Source organism: Mucilaginibacter sp. NFX135 (genome assembly GCF_048565145.1).
In the GTDB taxonomy this organism is placed as follows: Bacteria; Bacteroidota; Bacteroidia; order Sphingobacteriales; family Sphingobacteriaceae; genus Mucilaginibacter.
In genome coordinates this window covers 1,050,399-1,066,976 of the sequence record NZ_CP183412.1, presented here as the reverse complement: position 1 = coordinate 1,066,976, position 16,578 = coordinate 1,050,399, and the positions used below count along the sequence as shown (strand labels likewise).

The following is a 16,578-nucleotide window of genomic DNA, read 5'->3' as shown; positions in this document are numbered from 1 at the left end:
TGCTTTAGCCTACCCACCGGCAACGAGTTAGTGTACCTCATTAACCAATATAGCCATGAATCACTATCAACCATACCCGCCGTAGGTGTGCTGCCGCATTATACCTACTACCTTAACCAGGTAACCCAATAATTTAAACTTAATCATTAACGAGAAACAGTATGAAAAAACTTAAATACTCACTTATTCTATTTTTTCTTTTCCCGCTTAGTTTGTTAGCCCAGCAGATCCCCATCAGCGGAAAAGTAATTGACTTAACCGATGGGTCTGCTCTTCCGGGGGTGAGTGTAAAAATCAAAGGGACAACCACAGGCGTTATTACCGATGTGGGCGGAAAGTTCCAGCTTAACGTTCCCAGCACCGATGCCGTTTTACAGCTATCATTTCTGGGTTATGTAACACAAGAACTGGCTGTTAAAGATATTAAAGGCGGCACCATAGCCTTAAAAACCACCAGTAAGAGTCTTGATGAGGTAGTGGTTGTGGGCTACGGTGTACAGAAAAGGGCTACCATAACCGGTTCCATAGCTACACTGCAAAGCAAAGAGATCGTCACAACTAAAAACGAGAGTGTGATCAATATGCTAACCGGTAAGATTCCCGGTATACGTATTGTTCAAAAAACCGCAGAGCCTGGTTCATATGCTAACAATTTAAATATCAGGGGTTATCAAACCGCTCCATTAATTGTAATTGATGGTATCATTGGAGGCGACCAATCAACTATAGGCAGAATGGATCCTAACGAAATTGAGAGTATTTCTGTGCTGAAAGATGCGGCAGCATCTATATATGGTATGCGGGCGGCCGGTGGCGCTATTTTAATCACTACTAAAAAAGGTTCGAAAAACGGAAAGATCAATATTAATTATTCTGTTAACGACGCGATACAAACATTTCTGGGTATGCCGGAAGGGGTTGGTGCGGTGGATTACATGATGCTGACCAATGAAAAAGTTAAACGCGATTTTGCTAATAATTTTATATCCAATGTTACGCCGCAATTTTCTTATGCCGATATCCAACCGTATTTAAACGGTACACGCAAATCGGCCGACTGGTCAAGCCTGGTTTTCAAGAAAACGGCAAACCAGATACAGCACAATTTAAATATTGATGGCGGAAGCGATAAAATAAGCTACTTCTTCAATTTTGGGTATCAAAAACAAGACGGTGTTTTTAAAACAGGCGATCTGAATTATAACAAGTATAACTTTCGCTCAAACGTTACTGCCAGCATCACCAAAGGATTAAAAGCCCAGGTGTTAACATCGGCCTGGATGGATGAAAAAAATCAGCCTTATACCGATGAGTGGACCGTTTACAAATATACCTGGAACCAAATACCCACACACCAGATATATGCCAATGATAATCCCTTATACCCCGCTGTAATGGATGATAATATGAACCCATCCATCATTACAGATGCCGATAAAGTGGGTTCAAAACGATTCAGGAACAAAAACATTACCAGCCAGTTAAATTTAACTTATGATATACCTGGCATAGAGGGCTTAAGCGCCAAAGCTCTATTCAACATAGATTATGGCACTGCCGACAATAACCAGATTAAACGTTCATTTTCTTTATATACTTACAGCGCTGCCAATGATACCTATATACCCAGTGTAGTTAATTCACCGGCAGGTATAACCCGGGCATATTATACGCACTTTAATACCCTGGCCCAGGTAACACTAAACTATGTCCGCACCTTTTTTACAGATCATCATGTAACAGCTATGGCTACTTATGAGCAAAGCCATGAAACTGCCGATAATTTTAATGCTTACCGCGATATCGAGATCCCTGTTGATTATTTGTTTGGAGGTTTACAAAACTCCAATATGTCTGGCGGCATGGATGCCGGCGCGTTGCAGGACCGGGCACATAAAAGTATTATAGGCCGCTTTAATTATGATTACAAAGGCAAGTACCTGGCCGAGTTTAGCTTTCGCCGCGATGGTAATAATCTGTATCAGCCAGGGTCAGACCAATGGGGATTTTTCCCGGGCGGATCAGTAGGCTGGGTTTTAACCAGGGAAAACTTCTTCCGGAATCTGATTCCTGAACATATCCTGACCAATTTAAAGCTGAGAGCCTCTTACGGCCAAACCGGCGATGAGGCTAATGCACCTGCATTCAATTATATTAATGGATACACTTACCCGGTAAACACTTATATCTTCGGCCCCAGCGCTGTAAACGGCTCCGCACCTAAATTAGGCAACCCCGGCTTAACCTGGTCAGTGAATACCATCAAAAACATCGCGATGGATTTCAGCCTGTTTGGCGGTAAGATAGACGGTACCATTGAGGTATTCAGAAACGACAGGACCGGATTACCAGCTCAACCTTCTGTAGCCTTACCAGGAACAGTAGGCGCGGCTGTACCACAGATCAATTATAACAGCGACCGGGTGCAGGGTCTTGACTTTAACCTGGCGTACCGTACCACATTTGGTCAGGTTGGTTTAAACCTCGCGGGTAACATAGGCACCACCCGCTTAAAAGCGTTAAATGTTCTTCGCGGTAAATCGGGCAACGAGTACTTAAACTGGAAAGAAAACCAAACCAACAGATATCAGAATGTTTGGTGGGGTCCTGAATATGCAGGACAATTCACCAGCTATAACCAGATATACAATTATGGTGTAAACACCGGCGGAGGCAATAATAACGTTGTTCCGGGTGATTATTATTACAAAGACTGGAACAATGATGGGGTGATAGATGATAAAGACAGTCACCCGATTGCAACCACAGATATTCCGCTGTATAACTACGGTCTTACTATAGGCTTGAGCTATAAAGGCTTTGATATGAATATGCTTTTACAGGGTGCCGCCGGTGTTTATGTTCAATACGGTGAGCAATTTGCATCACCACTCATGTATGGCCGAAGCGCCCTTACCCGTTTCCTCAACAGCTGGCATACGACAGATCCATATGCCAATGTTTTTGACCCCAATACCGTGTGGGTTCCGGGATTTTATCCGGCAATGGGCTCGCCAGATGCCCAGGGCACCAAGGCTATACAAAACGCCAGTTACCTGCGTGTAAAATCATTGGAATTTGGGTATTCGCTACCCCCAACTCTTTTAAAGAGTATTGGTGTTAAGAAACTCAGGGTATACGTAAACAGTTATAACCTGTTAACCTTTACCGGCTTAAAGAACTACGATCCGGAGCACCAGGGGCCAAACCCAAGAGACAATGGAGATTTTGGTGTAGCCCTGGGCGGATATACCTACCCTATGAACAGGACCTTTAATCTGGGTGCTAACGTTTCCTTTTAAACTGCGCAGCACCTCATGAGTGCCTTTAAAAGCAAATTATTAACGAATAACTATTGACACATGAAAAGTATAAACAAATTAATCATAGCCATCTCTATCACCGTTGGAGCATCGGTAACTTCCTGTCAGAAGTTGAATATCCCGCCAACCAATATATTTACGCCCGATGTAATATATAGCAGTGAAGCAGGTGTTAAGTCGTTTTTAGCGACCATATATCAAAATTTACCTATTGAGGATTTCAAATACCGGCCAGATCAGGGTTTTAAAACCGGAGGTAACGATTGGGAGAATTTTTATAATTCGGCCGGAGTAACAGGCGAAGAAGTTGGGCCCTGGGGCGGTGTAGACATTGCCGGTGGTTTTGGATACTGGCCTTATGGCGATATCCGGAATGTAAACATCCTGATAGCCGAACTACCCAAACACGTTGCTACATTAACCCAGCCAACGGTAAACGCGCTTTTAGGTGAGGCTCATTTTTTAAGGGCCTACTATTATTTTGGCCTCGCCAAACGTTATGGAGGGGTGCCGCTTATCAAGGAACCACAGGATCCCGCGGCTCCGTTATCAACCCTTCAGGTACATCGTAATAAGGAACAGGAAACCTGGGATTTTATTGGGTCGGAACTTGATCTGGGCTACCAGATGATGCCCGAAGCCAGCGATGCAGGCAGGGCCAACAAATATGCGGCGATCGCCCTAAAATCAAGGGCGATGCTTTATGCTGCGTGTATAGCCAAATACGGTTCTGTAAATTTTGTTGATGGCCCCGCCCGTGCAGCTGGATTGGTTGGGATACCGGCGGATCAGGCAACCAAATATTTCCAGGCTGCCTATGATGCAGCCAAAGCATTAGAAGGCCATTATTCGCTTTATAATGCCAATTCAGACAAAGTACAGAACTATGTTGATCTGTTCCTGAAAAGCGGGAGCCCGGAGAATATCTTCATCAAACAATACTCTATTGCCAACCATACCGCTCATAGCTGGGATGCAACCATGTCGCCCCGTTATATGACCGCAAACGCGCTATCCCGTTCATATCCAACTCTTGATCTGGTGCAGCTTTGGGGAAACCTCCCGGTAACCAATGACGATGGTACACCCAAACGTTTCACCAATCGTGCCGACCTGATGCAGGGGCTCGAACCCCGTTTAATAGCTACTGTTTATTTCCCGGGTGCTACCTTAAGAGGACTTACCTTTGATATGCAAAGAGGTATATATCCATCTTTTAGCGGAACAGCTGCGGCAGAAGTGGCCAAGCAGCCCAACTCTCGCTCATACGTACTTGCAGGCGATACTAAAACCCTTTACCAGGGCAGGCAGATAATTGGCTTTACCGGCCCCTGGACCGGCGGCGATGAATTAACCCGCACCGGCTTTTATGTGCGCAAATATGTTGATTATAACAAACCCCAGGCAGCGGTTGATCTGAACAGAAGCGAGCAACCCTGGATTGATCTCCGCTATGGTGAGATCTTGCTTAACCGTGCCGAAGCCGCTATAGAATTAGGCAATGCATCTGACGCGTTAAGCTCCATTAATCAGCTTAGGACACGGGCCGGTGCTACACTTTACTCATCCATTGATCTTACTAAAGTGCGCAACGAACGCCGCATGGAGCTTGCCTTTGAAAACCAATATTACTGGGATCTGAAGAGATGGCGCACTGCCGATGTGGTGCTTGACCGCACGCACTTTAAAGGCCTGATGCCCTATTATGTTTTCAACGAAAACAAATACATTTTCCTGGCCGAACCTGAGCTGTTTAACCGCGAATACACCTTCCAGAAACAATTTTATTATGAAGGGATCCCCGGCGGCGAGATTGGCAAAAACCCTAACCTGCTTCCTAATAACCCTAACTATTAAGTATTAAAAATTTTAAATATGAAAAAGCTAATCAGCAATTTTTTAGTGGTCGCAGCTATTCTTACCATCTCTGCCTGTACAAAAACAGATAACTATGATGGACCCAACGCCTCCTTTCAGGGCAATATACTTTCATCCGCAGGCGGTAACCTACAAACATCGGGCGGCAGTACACAGATCAAACTGCAGCAGATCGGATGGACAACCCCGCAAACCATCCCCAGTAAATTTGATGGTACGTTTGAAGACACCAAGCTGTTTAAAAGCGCCTATAAAGTGGTCCCTACCAACGGCGCTTTCTGGCCGGTAACCGATACTATAGTAGTAAATATTGATAAAGGTACCAAGCATGATTTTACGGTTACCCCTTATATCGTTATCAAAAACCTGACTACCAGCTTAAGTGGTACAACCTTAACCATCAAGTATGATATTACCGCGCCTATTGCTGCGGGTATGCCAACTATTAAGGATACGCAGCCTTACGTTAACACCACCAAGCTGGTGGGTGCAGGGGCTTCTATCAGGGATTTTTCGGATGTAAACGCGGTAACTATCAACAAAAACTTTACTGATCTGAGCGCTGCTGAAAAATCGATAACCTTAACTGTACCCAACCTGTTGCCGGGCCGTACATTTTTTGTGCGGGTGGGGGTTCGCCTGAGCGACAGCTTCAACAGCTCTAATTTTTCGGAAATAGTGCAGATAGATGTTCCTAAATAATTTAACCTAAACAAACAGGAAATGAAATTCATAAAAACAACGATGGTATGCTCCATCCTGATCATAGGCCTAATTGCCGGTTGTAAAAAAGAAAAATATACCTCGCGGGATATCGCGGGACTTAAACCGCCTCCCGTTGACACAACAACAGTACCTCCTCCAGACCCATCATTAGTGGTATTTGACAATACCGATAAAGCTGATGGATGGCAAACTGTGGGCAGCGTTAACATTACAACAACGGGCCAAAAAGAGGGTGCAGGCTATATCAAAAATTCCATTGCCAATGGTTCAGATTTCATGCAGTTCATCAAGGATACATCGACACCGGTTGATACCAAACTGACCGAGGCTAATGGCCAGTTCAGATTTTGGTTCTTTATATCAGATCCTACTATTATCAAAGATGGCTCTATTGAGATTACCAGTTCAGGCAAATCTGACGATCATGAGTCGGCCTGGGATGTAGCGCCATTAGCTGCTACCTTAAAAAGCGGCTGGAACGATGTAGTGCTCGACTTTAGTAAATCTATTAAAACAGGCGATGGTGGGGCAGATTATTCTGCCATCAACCACTTCCGTATCTTCTTTTCTACCACCAGTAAAGATCACCCGGAATTGGTTACTGGTATAGATTACTTGCGGTTCCGGGCAAAAAAATAAACTTAAAACAACCTATACCTTAATTTTTAAACTAAGTAAGACAGGAAGAAAAAATCTTCCTGTCTTCTAAAAAAAGAAACTGTATAACCATGATTATAAAGAATATAATAAATAACTCAACGCGAAAAAGCAGACTCCGATCATTGGTGTGGGCCATTGGTTTAGGTGTGTTATCCGTAACACCGGTTTTAGCCCAAAACAAAGCCGACACCGCTTTAGGTAACCCCTTCATCAGATCTATGTACACTGCTGATCCATCTGCCCATGTCTGGAAAGATGGCCGTTTGTATGTTTATGCTTCGCATGATATTTCGCCATCACGTGGCTGCGATCTGATGGATCAGTACCATGTTTTTTCGACCGATGATATGATACACTGGAAAGACCATGGCGAAATATTGCGTGCCAGCCAGGTATCATGGGGCCGCCCTGAAGGCGGCTTTATGTGGGCTCCTGATTGTGCTTACAAAAACGGAACTTATTACTTCTATTTTCCCCATCCCAGTGATTCCAAATGGAACGACAGCTGGAAAATTGGCGTAGCTACCAGCAAAAGCCCGGCAAGCGGCTTTACCGTGCAGGGTTACATCAAGGGTTTAAAATCCATGATAGATCCCTGCGTTTTTGTCGATGATGACGGTCAGGCATACTTCTACTACGGCGGCGGCGGCAAATGCGAAGGCGGTAAGCTAAAAAGCAACATGATGGAGATAGACGGCGAAATGAAACCGATGGAAGGGCTGGAAGATTTTCATGAAGCCAGCTGGGTACATAAACGCAACGGCATTTATTATCTGTCCTACTCAGACAACCACGACGTAGCTGGTAAGCACAACCAAATGCGTTATGCCACCGGTAACAGTCCGCTCGGCCCATGGAAGTCACAAGGCATTTATATGGACCCAACCGATAGCTATACCAATCATGGTTCTATTGTACAATACAAAGACCAGTGGTATTCCTTTTACCATACCAGCGCTATCTCGCACCAGGACTGGGAAAGATCTGTTTGTGTAGATAAGCTTTATTATAACGCCGATGGTACTATAAAAAAAGTGATCCCGACCGAAGGCATCAAAAAGTAACCTGTTAATCCAACCCTACCATTCTACCTCAATTAAACCCCAAATGATGAGAAAGCATAAATCCGGCACTTTAAGTTTAATAGTCTTATTGGCCGCAATCAGCACTTGCTCCATGAGCAGCTGCTCCAAAAAAACAACCGATAACAGCGCTCCGCCACCTCCAGTAGTGGTTCCTCCGCCAACTACCCCTGTCGATGTTACCCCTTCGCCTGTTGGTGATGTGGTGGGTAAAGTTGTGGTGGGTTACCAGGGCTGGTTTGCTGCTATTGGTGATGGATCACCCATCAACATGTTTTGGCATTGGTCGAACGATTGGGCAAAAGCACCCTCGCCAACCAACAAGGCCATATATGCCTGGCCCGATGTACGTGATTACACAACCACGTTTAAAACCGACTTTGCTAATTTGAACAATGGCAGCGAAGCGCGTGTATTTTCGTCCTATACCGATCAAACTGTGGATGTACAGTTTAAGTGGATGAAGGATTATGGTATTGATGGGGCCGCTTTACAACGTTTTAACCCCAGCGGCATAGAAGGCCCTGTACGTGATGCTATGGCGGCCAAAGTAAAGACCGCTGCCGAAAAAAATGGCGTTAAATTTTACATTATGTACGATGTAAGCGGCTGGACAAATATGGCCACTGAAATGGAAACCGACTGGACCAATAAAATGTCGGTCTATACATCCTCGCCGGCTTATGCCAAACAAAATGGTAAGCCCGTGGTGTGTATCTGGGGCTTTGGCTTTAATGATGATAATCATAATTTCTCAGCTGCGTCCTGCCTGGCTGTGATTAACTGGTTTAAGAGCAAAGGCTGTTATGTTATCGGCGGTGTACCAACGCATTGGCGTAAAGAGGAAAGCGACTCCCGCCCTGGCTTCCTGGCTACTTACAAGGCATTTGATATGCTATCTCCCTGGATGGTGGGTCGAATAAGCAATGTTATTGAATCAGACAATTTTTACAATACCATCAATGTGCCCGACGAGGCTTATTGCAAGACTAATGGCATTGATTACCAGCCTTGTGTTTTACCCGGCGATTTAAGCGCGCAACAACGGGCCCACGGCGATTTCATGTGGCGACAGTTTTACAATATGAAAAGGGCCGGCGCGCAAGGCATTTACATCTCTATGTTTGATGAATATAATGAAAGCAACCAAATCGCCAAGACAGCGGAAACCCAGGCTTTTGTACCGGCAGGATCAGGTTTTAAATCATTGGATGAAGATGGCACCCCTTGCTCCTCCGATTATTACCTGAGACTAACTGGCGATGGCGCTAAAATGTTCAAAGGACAGATAGCTTTGACCACGGTAAGGCCGACTGTACCTAAGCCTTAAGCTCATATTAACCTTTCAATAAGAGCCCCTGCTGTTAATACAGCTGGGCTTTGTTGTATATAAAGGGAGACACAAATATGCCCGGCTCTCACCCCGGGCATACGCGTCACCATAATACTGGTAACATCAACTAAATCCCGGATAAGTTTACTTACTCCAGAATACTTTTCAAATCATCTGCATATCTGAAATTTGCACATCCGCACATCTAACAACCTACTCCAGAATACTTTTCAACTCATCTGCATATCTGAAATCAGCATATCTGCACATCTAACAATTATTTTACCCAAAAGCTGCCCCGCAGCCTGATATCTTCTGACGATGAACCTATCATGATCTTAAACTCGCCGGGCTCCACAATATGTTTCATCTCGCGGTTCCAAACTTTTAATTCTTCTGTACTCAATTTAAACTGAACCTTGCCGCTTTCGCCCGGTTTCAGGCTGATGCGACTGAAGCCCTTTAATGATTTTACCGGCGTGGTAACGCTTGAAATTACATCCCGGATATACAATTGCACCACTTCTGTACCCGCTACCTTCCCGGTATTCTTTACAGTGACATTGATATTCACCGAACCATTAACCGGTATACTTTTCTGGCTAACATTTAAGCCTGAATACGCGAATGTGGTATAGCTCAAACCATGTCCAAACGGGAACAGGGCCGAGGTATCCTGATCTACATATACGTGCCTTGAGGTAGGTTTATGATCGTAATAATAAGGTATCTGCCCGGTCGACCGCGGAAAGGTCATTGGTAATTTACCCGATGGATTGACTTTCCCGAGTAATATATCGGCAATGGCCGATCCCCCGGCTTCGCCCAGGAACCATGACTCTACAATGGCCGGTATTTTTTTAGCCACAAAGTTGATGCACAACGGTCTGCCATTAAAGAGCACCACAGCAATAGGTTTACCGGTTTTTTGAAGAGCCCCAATCAAGCGGGTTTGCCTGGCGTTAAGATCAAGATTTGATCTATCTTTTCCTTCGCCAACTTCACCAATATCTTCGCCCAATACAACCACGGCTACATCGGAGTTGTTCACCAGGTCGACAGCCTTTTGTAATTCTTCACTTTGCTTTACTGCTGAGGTATCCTTGGTAGAATAACCAGCTTCATACTCAATTTTCATATCACTGCCGGCTTTCTGCTTCAGGGCTTCCAGTATAGCTACGCCCTTGCCACCGGTATTGGCATAACCGCCCAGGTAAGTACTGGTCGCCAGAGGACCAATGACAGCAACCGAATGTGTATTGGAATTAAGCGGCAACAGCGCGTTATCGTTTTTTAATAAGCTGATACCTTCCTGGGCTGCTTTAAGCGCTACAGCATGGCTCGCCTCGGTATGAAACACTTTTTTAATGAGGCTTTCATCAACATAAGGATGATCAAACAGACCCAGCATAAATTTAACCCGCAGTACATCGCCAACGGCCCGGTCAAGCTCGTTCATGCTTAATTGTTTGGTAGCCAATGCTTTTTTGATGGCGCTCATCAACTCCGCATGCGGAAAATCATAAAACTGCATATCCAGCCCGGCAGTAAGCGTTTGCTCCATCGCATCAGCGGTATTGGCTGCTACTTTGTGATTAACCATCGACATTTTGATAGCCCCCAGATCTGACAGCACAAAGCCCTTAAATCCCCACTCCTTACGCAGCACATCTTTCAATAACCATTTATTATCCACACAGGGAATGCCATCAAGCTCGCTATAAGCAGCCATCATTCCCAGGGCACCGCCTTCTTTGATGGCTTTTTCAAATACATACAAAAATGATGAACGGGCCTCACGTTCGCCCATATTTACCGGTGCTGTATTGCTGCCCGCCTCGGGTATACCGTGTACGGCAAAATGTTTGGGTTCGGCCAGTACAGCATCCGGATCACTTACTTTATTACCCTGTAAGCCCTTTACCATGGCAACACCATTGGCTGCTGCCAGATAAGGATCTTCTCCGTAAGTTTCTTCTACACGGCCCCAGCGCGGGTCGCGCGGCAGGCAAAGCACCGGTCCCAAAACCATAGCCACACCATGCGCACGCATTTCGGTAGCAATGATATGCCCTGCCTGGTGCACCAGGGTAGTATCCCAGGCCCCGGCCAATGCCAAAGGAATAGGGAAGGTAGTACTTCCCAAACCCGAGTAACCATGCAAACCCTCTTCAATAAATAACACCGGGATCCCCAGCCGAGTATGCTCAACCACATAGCGTTGTATCTGATTGCTGATATCGCTGGTTAATGGATAAAGGTCATGCACCGAACCAATGCCTTCGGTGCCTATGTTGATGCGGGCACTGTCTGAGTACGAAACCGATTCATGGCCTTTCATATTAGCCACTTCATGACCGCTATACATATCCAGCTGTTTTATTTTTTCGGCAACTGTCATACGGCTTAGCAGATCGGCTACCCGTTTTTCAACAGGTAAAGCGGCATTTTGATAAGGATATTTAACAGGTGGTTTAGGCGCCTCAAAAGAGCAAAACGCCGTTATTAAAATAGCCAGCGCACCGGCATACTTTTTCTTCATAAAATGTACGGTTATCGATTTAAATATTTGTATCAGCAATTCGGATGAATTACCTACCGGGAGCTAAGCTATGCGCCGCAAATAATAACAGATTAATAAAACATTAACAGTTGATGCATATCGACATATATGGACTACTTTTTTCACTATTTTTTCCTATTGGGTAGTGGTATACTATCCTGAAGCGGTATCTGTTTCCGGAGCATTTTGCCTGCATAGCCGGTTAAATACAGGTAATAATCGTTGGGAATATCATCCTCATACTTCACAAAATTACTTAGCCCCACCGGCGGATTCTTTGACGCTTTGAGTATGGCCGTACCTTCATCAACCTCATCAAACATGGCTACGTACAGCATCTCGGCGCCGCTGGATATGGCTCCGGTGATCTGTTTCCAGTAAAACTGCCCCCGGTTGCGCGGGATCTGATTTTGCGGACTGCGCGGATTCATATTATGCCAACTAAACCCCGGAAAAACTACGGGTACATAATCCAGTTTGTTGGCTTTGCACCAGGCCATATCCTCGGCAAGACGGTGTTTGAATTGCGGGTACGATGTCTCGTTATATCGGCCCACAAACCAGGGATGTATAATATCGGCCTTGCGCAGTACATCGTGCAAATGCGGGTCTTTTTCGGTATCATTTCCAAAATCGCACCAGTAGGTAGGTACACCCAGCAGAACCGAACAACCGCCATAAACCGGATCATTTTTCAAAAAATCGATGATCTTTTCGGCTTCAGTTAAACCGTACCGGCGATGATCGTTAAAGCCAATACCCCATACAGCCACCAGTGGTTTACCGTTATGGTACAGGTAGGTTTGCTTGTTCCCCCGGTTGGTTAATTTCAGGCTGTCGACCAGGTGCTTCCAGTCCTTGATCACCAGGGAATCGCCACCGGCCTGCATACCCGAAAGATCATACATTACCGATACAGCCCTGTTATATTTCTGAGCATATTTAAGTACATTGCCCAGCACCACATCGTTATGGGCCTTGCCGCGCCCTCTTTGCACATCGCCTATAAAACGCTGTACAAATACCCCATCGATACCGTATTGCTGCATCCATTTAAAGTGGGTTTCGGTTGAGGATGCATCATGCGAGCTATATAGATAGGCAAAGCTGCTGTCGGCATGTTTAAAGGGCGTTTTATAGGTTTTTTTGTATTCGCTCACATCGGGCCATATATCAATATTGGTGTGGCCGGGTTCAAATTTTCCGTGCGAGGTATAATGGTTCCAACCGCGGCCACCGCCATCATCGGGGGCATTGAACCAACCCTGGTAGCCGGCCATCACCAGGCCTTTATAACTGGTAAATGCCGAGGTTTTACTATGCCTGCTTTGGCCGTAAACCAGGGTACCGGTGGTCAGCAGCCACGCCAGTAATATGAATTGAGATTTGAAAGAATTAAACATGGGTTTATTATAAAAGGTTATAAAACCCAAATTTGTGATCGGCGCTTAATTAATTCTTAAAAAATCATTAATTGAAAAAATGGTTTAACAAATAAAATGATCCGGCGTTTTGATACACCCTTCGGGAAAACTTTTTAAACTTTAAATTTTAACACTTTTCTGCCAAAAAAGGGGTTAAAAACATTCAAAAACCAGTTCAAAACCATCGATTTTAACACTTTTTAACAAATTTCAATCCGGTTTTGAGCAGTTTTTAAAACTTTAAAAAGTATTAAATAATTAGGAGCCAATTAACTAATTAAAAACAGTCTATTTTTGGAACTTATTTCCCTTTAAACCAACAGCCCGGCTTCCTGTTTTCGGGAAGCCGGGCTGTTGGTTTTATACAATATAGGAATTTTTCATGAGTAATAAAAATCGCAAGGCGCAGAAACGACCCGGTCTGCGCTTCGCTGGCCCCCCTCTCTTCGCCTGCGGCGGAAAGAGGGGATTTGAAAAGTTTAGCTCCACATGTCATGGGTAGGTACGAAGCAATCCCCAATTAGCAGGGACGCCCTGTATAGCATAGAGATTGCTTCGTACCTCGCAATGACGTCTTTATTAATTTTTTTTCTATTTCCACCGCAGGCGGAATGCTATACCTTGCTGCATATCATTCCCCCTTTAGGGGGTTAGGGGGCTAAATCACCCCAAGTTCTTTACCCACCTTGGTAAACGCGGCAATGGCCTTGTCCAGGTGATGAGTATCGTGGGCGGCTGATATTTGTACCCTGATGCGGGCCTTGCCTTGTGGTACTACCGGGTAGTAAAAACCGATCACATAAATACCTTCGTCGAGCATTTTGGCTGCGAACTCCTGGGCCAGCTTGGCATCATACAGCATCACCGGTACAATGGGATGCACTCCGGGTTTAATGTCAAAACCGGCTTCGGTCATTTTTTGGCGGAAGTATTGGGTGTTGCTTTCCAGCTTGTCGCGCAGGACGGTGGTTTCGCTCAGCATATCCAGCACCGCTATGGAAGCGCCGGTAATGGCAGGTGCCAGGGTATTGGAGAACAAATACGGGCGCGAGCGCTGGCGCAGCATATCAATAATTTCTTTACGGCCCGATGTAAAACCACCCGATGCACCACCCAGGGCTTTGCCTAAAGTGCCGGTAATAATATCTATCTGGCCCATTACATTATGATGCTCATGCGTACCTCTGCCGGTTTTACCCATAAAGCCCGAGCAATGGCTTTCGTCGATCATCACCAGGGCATTATATTGCTCGGCCAGCGCGCAAATTTTATCCAGCTGGGCAATGGTTCCATCCATGCTGAAGGCGCCGTCGGTTACGATGATGCGGTGACGCAGATCTTTGGTGGCTTTCAGTTTTTCTTCCAGGTCGGCCATATCATCATGTTTGTAACGCTGCCGCTGCGCCTTGCATAAACGCACGCCGTCGATGATAGAGGCATGATTCAGCTCGTCGGATATAATGGCATCCTGCTCATTAAACAGGGGTTCAAAAACACCGCCGTTGGCATCAAATGCCGCGGCGTATAATATAGTATCTTCGGTACCTAAAAACTCCGATATTTTAGCTTCCAGCTGTTTGTGGATATCCTGTGTACCGCAAATAAAACGTACGGATGATAAGCCATAGCCGTGGGTATCCATCACGTTTTTTGCGGCTTGTACCACTTTGGGATTGCCCGACAGGCCGAGGTAATTGTTAGCACAAAAGTTGATCACTTCCTGACCACCCTGAACGGTAATATCAGCACCCTGTGCCGAGGTTATGACGCGTTCTTTTTTATATAACCCTGCATTTTCAATGTCGGCAAGCTCCTGCTGTAAAACCGGTTTTAGTGTATTATACATATCTGTACTGTTTTAGAGAGGGCAAAATTAAACATTCCTCCGTGGGGAGGGAACTGAAAGAAGAAATAATATCGAATTCTGAAATTTTGGATATCGAACATCGATCTTTTACTTCCATATTTAATGTCATCAAACGCCGATTCGACTCACCCCGACATCGCTTCGCTCGTCACCCCTCTCTCCGCTTCGCGCATAGAGGGGGTTTCCATTTTTCCTGATTCTTTTCCTTACCCTCTTTCCGCCAAAGGCGAAGAGAGGATGATCCAGCGAAGCGTAGATCGGGTGAGTTGGCTCTGCACAAGGCTCATTATTCAACATTAGATATTCAGTATTCGATATTTATATAACATAAAAAGTCCGGGACATTAGCCCGGACCTTTTTAGTTTACCAAACGAGCAAGCTTAGTTTTTAATGGTACAGATACGCGTTGTTCATCATAGCAACACCGCAGGTAGTTTGAAACGCGTTGAGTACCTGGGTATCTGAAGTGCGGGTGCCCCAGATGTTCCACATGAGCCCGGCGGAGTTACGGATAGACCAGGCTTGCCCGGCATTCAGATCAAGCCAGGCGCCATAGGTACCAGCCGTTCCGGTATGCTGTACAAACTGACAGGCCCAGCGGGCAAAAATGCTTTTCATGCCCTGCGTATCTCCATTGCCGTTTTCGTCATTCAATATGCCGCCCGGCGAACTGCATAAACGGGCCTTAGCGTAGTCCATCGCTTTTTTACCTATCCCCAGGTAGTCAACCGATGGATATTCAGAACGTAGCAGATCGCATGCGCCAATAAAAGTTCCTTGCGTATAAGAAAGCGCTCCTTCGGTAATGGTTCCATTGGGAATAATAGCGCCTTTAACTTCGCCGGTATTGGCATCGTACAGGCGTGCCACCATCCAATCCATAATTTGTTTGGCCTTTGTTTTATAAGAGCTATCGCCGGTGGCCTGATATAGCAGCATGGCGCAGATGACCGCCGGTGCATTTACACAGGTATTTTTGGTGTTGTTATTGGTATTCCACCACAATCCGCCACCTAATGCCGAAGTGTCCCAGGCACGGTTCCACATCATGTTAAAGTTGTTTTTGGCCATGTCGAGCTGACCGCCATCATTGGTGAGGTGATAAGCCCTTATACACATTAACGATCCCCAAACCACATCATCATTATAGATATTATTTGACCATAAGGTACCGTAGCCATCACGAACACCATTGTACAAATATTGGATCTTATTCAAAAAATCTGTACTTGGGTTTAGGTTGTAAGCATCTATCAGCGTCTCGATGGCTTCCTGTTGCGTCCAGAAATCCATGCGCCCGGCATGACTATCATCTTTCCAATAGTAGGCTTTGTAAGAGGGCCCATAAGTACCGTATTGATTATAAAAATGATTATTGTAAACCTGCATGGCTACTAATGTCTCGCTCTTGGTGGGGAAGGGTGCCGCAGCCAGGCTAACATGGGTACTTGCAGGATTTGCTTTATCATTACCCGTACCAGACACTTGTCCTTTTTTACAGCTGGTGAGAACGACACTAATAGCTAAGATTAAAATTACAGCCAGCTGTTTGCCGCGGTGCGGGAATAGGCGTCCTGCTGGTTGATAACTGTTGTTAATTCTTCTTTTCATAATGTAGTAGATAAATGGTTATTGTAGGTTAACTTGCTCGTTCAGATTGGCAAAAAAGAGGGGGCAATGATCTGGCATTCTCAAATAAAGAAGGACAGATTGTTACGACT

Annotated in this window: 10 protein-coding genes; 6 read left to right on the top strand and 4 right to left on the bottom strand. The window is 45.3% G+C overall.

Translation table 11 applies throughout. The features are described 5' to 3' along the window. Nucleotides 1-161 precede the first annotated feature (161 nt). From ACNURT_RS04685 to ACNURT_RS04660, 6 genes are all read left to right on the top strand, one after another. A complete protein-coding gene (locus ACNURT_RS04685) occupies nucleotides 162-3,302 on the top strand; it encodes a SusC/RagA family TonB-linked outer membrane protein (RefSeq protein ID WP_419700752.1) in 3,141 nt (1,046 codons plus the stop codon). 60 nt (nucleotides 3,303-3,362) lie between these two features. Continuing rightward, nucleotides 3,363-5,180, top strand: coding sequence for a RagB/SusD family nutrient uptake outer membrane protein (locus ACNURT_RS04680; protein WP_419700751.1), 1,818 nt, complete (start codon nucleotides 3,363-3,365; stop codon nucleotides 5,178-5,180). Between the two features lie 18 nt (nucleotides 5,181-5,198). Then, a complete protein-coding gene (locus ACNURT_RS04675; protein ID WP_419700750.1) occupies nucleotides 5,199-5,903 on the top strand; it encodes a DUF3823 domain-containing protein in 705 nt (234 codons plus the stop codon). Between the two features lie 21 nt (nucleotides 5,904-5,924). After that, nucleotides 5,925-6,566, top strand: a complete 642-nt coding sequence (locus tag ACNURT_RS04670) for a hypothetical protein (protein WP_419700749.1) — start codon at nucleotides 5,925-5,927, stop codon at nucleotides 6,564-6,566. Between the two features lie 89 nt (nucleotides 6,567-6,655). Continuing rightward, the gene (locus tag ACNURT_RS04665) at nucleotides 6,656-7,651 is read left to right on the top strand and encodes a family 43 glycosylhydrolase (protein ID WP_419700748.1); all 996 of its coding nucleotides are present in this window, start codon (nucleotides 6,656-6,658) and stop codon (nucleotides 7,649-7,651) included. Nucleotides 7,652-7,763: 112 nt separating this feature from the next. Beyond that, nucleotides 7,764-8,999 carry a glycoside hydrolase family 71/99-like protein gene (locus tag ACNURT_RS04660; protein WP_419700747.1) on the top strand — a complete coding sequence of 412 codons (1,236 nt, stop codon included), beginning with the start codon at nucleotides 7,764-7,766 and terminating at the stop codon, nucleotides 8,997-8,999. A gap of 280 nt (nucleotides 9,000-9,279) precedes the next feature. On the opposite strand, the gene ACNURT_RS04655 is transcribed toward ACNURT_RS04660, so the two are convergent. The 4 genes from ACNURT_RS04655 to ACNURT_RS04640 all read right to left on the bottom strand — a co-directional run bounded on the left by ACNURT_RS04655 (nucleotide 9,280) and on the right by ACNURT_RS04640 (nucleotide 16,468). Continuing rightward, on the bottom strand, nucleotides 9,280-11,544 hold the full coding sequence (locus ACNURT_RS04655; protein ID WP_419700746.1) for a glycoside hydrolase family 3 N-terminal domain-containing protein: 2,265 nt from the start codon (nucleotides 11,542-11,544) through the stop codon (nucleotides 9,280-9,282). Between the two features lie 146 nt (nucleotides 11,545-11,690). Beyond that, complete coding sequence (locus tag ACNURT_RS04650) at nucleotides 11,691-12,968, bottom strand: glycoside hydrolase family 71/99-like protein (protein ID WP_419700745.1); 1,278 nt, start codon at nucleotides 12,966-12,968, stop codon at nucleotides 11,691-11,693. 679 nt (nucleotides 12,969-13,647) lie between these two features. Then, nucleotides 13,648-14,835, bottom strand: a complete 1,188-nt coding sequence (gene kbl, locus ACNURT_RS04645) for a glycine C-acetyltransferase (protein WP_419700744.1) — start codon at nucleotides 14,833-14,835, stop codon at nucleotides 13,648-13,650. Nucleotides 14,836-15,244: 409 nt separating this feature from the next. Beyond that, nucleotides 15,245-16,468 carry a glycoside hydrolase family 76 protein gene (locus ACNURT_RS04640; RefSeq protein ID WP_419700743.1) on the bottom strand — a complete coding sequence of 408 codons (1,224 nt, stop codon included), beginning with the start codon at nucleotides 16,466-16,468 and terminating at the stop codon, nucleotides 15,245-15,247. Between the last annotated feature and the right edge of the window lie 110 nt (nucleotides 16,469-16,578).